Here is a 1,187-nt window from a genome sequence, read left to right as displayed (position 1 = left end):
CGACCGGATCGAGCACCTATGGGGGTTCCGAGCCACGAAGCGGGTCGGGGACGGAATCGAGGAGGTGGCGCGCGCCCTTCGGTCCGGCGTCATCCCCGATCCCGGCCACCGGCGCTACGTGAACGCGTGACCGGGATTTCGCTTGCGCCTCACGAGGGCGATTCGGTAGCGTCAAAAGACTGGCCAGTCCGGCCTGGATGAGGGAGGAAAACAGTTGCCACGGCTCAATTTCAGCTTGGATGAGCTCCGCGAGCGCGCGCTTTTCGTGCGGCGCGACATCATAGCGCTCCTGGCGCGATCGCAGAGCGGCCACAGCGGCGGACCGCTTTCCTCGACCGATTTCGGGACGGTTCTCTTCTTCCACGAGCTCAGCGTCAATCCGGATCGCCTGGACGACCCCGGGCGGGATCTCTGGCACTTCTCGATCGGGCACGTGACGCCGGTGATCTACTCCCTGATGGCCGAGCGCGGTTACTTCCCGCTGGCCGACCTCCTCGGCTTCCGCCAATTCCACGGCCATCTGCAGGGGCACCCAAGCAAGCACGACACGCCCGGCATCGAGGTCTCTTCGGGCTCGCTCGGGCAGGGACTCTCGGTCTCGTGCGGCATGGCGTACGGATCGCGGTTCGACAAGAGCCCGCGCCGGGTCTATTGCGTCATGGGGGACGGCGAGCAGCAGGAAGGGCAGATCTGGGAGGCGGCGATGTTCGCCGCCCACTACAAGCTCGACAACCTAGTCGGGATCATCGACTACAACCGAAAGCAGATCGACGGCGACGTGCAGGACGTCATGGGGATCGCTCCGCTCGCGGACAAGTGGCGCTCGTTCAACTGGCACGTCATCGACGTGGACGGGCACGACCTTCCGCAGCTTCTCGAAGCGTACGAGGAGGCACGCCGCACCAAGGGGAAGCCTTCCGTCATCCTCGCCCGCACGGTGATGGGGAAGGGGATCTCCTACATGGAGGACGACTATCGCTGGCACGGCGTGCCGCCCAACGCGGAGCAGGCGGAGCAGGCGCTCCGGGAGCTCGGCACCTCGCTGGAGGGCTGGACCCGCCGGCTGGAGTCCCATTCCGCCCGCGCGGTCGCGCCGTCGGCGAACGGAAGCGCATGAGCTCGCCCGCCCCGGTTCTCCCGACCGCCGCCGCCCCGGCCGTGAATCTCGTGAAGCCCGAGATGAAGCG

1 protein-coding gene is annotated in these 1,187 nt (G+C 67.0%); it reads left to right on the top strand.

From position 1 onward, the window contains the following. The first annotated feature begins 235 nt into the window (after nt 1–235). Complete coding sequence (locus E6K79_08685) at nt 236–1,117, top strand: transketolase (protein TMQ64056.1); 882 nt, start codon at nt 236–238, stop codon at nt 1,115–1,117. The last annotated feature ends 70 nt before the right edge of the window (nt 1,118–1,187 follow it).

It is taken from the genome of Candidatus Eisenbacteria bacterium, from assembly GCA_005893305.1.
Taxonomy (GTDB): Bacteria; Eisenbacteria; RBG-16-71-46; order SZUA-252; family SZUA-252; genus WS-9.
The sequence above is the reverse complement of the archived record's forward strand: the minus strand, read 5'-3'. Positions and strand labels throughout refer to the sequence as shown.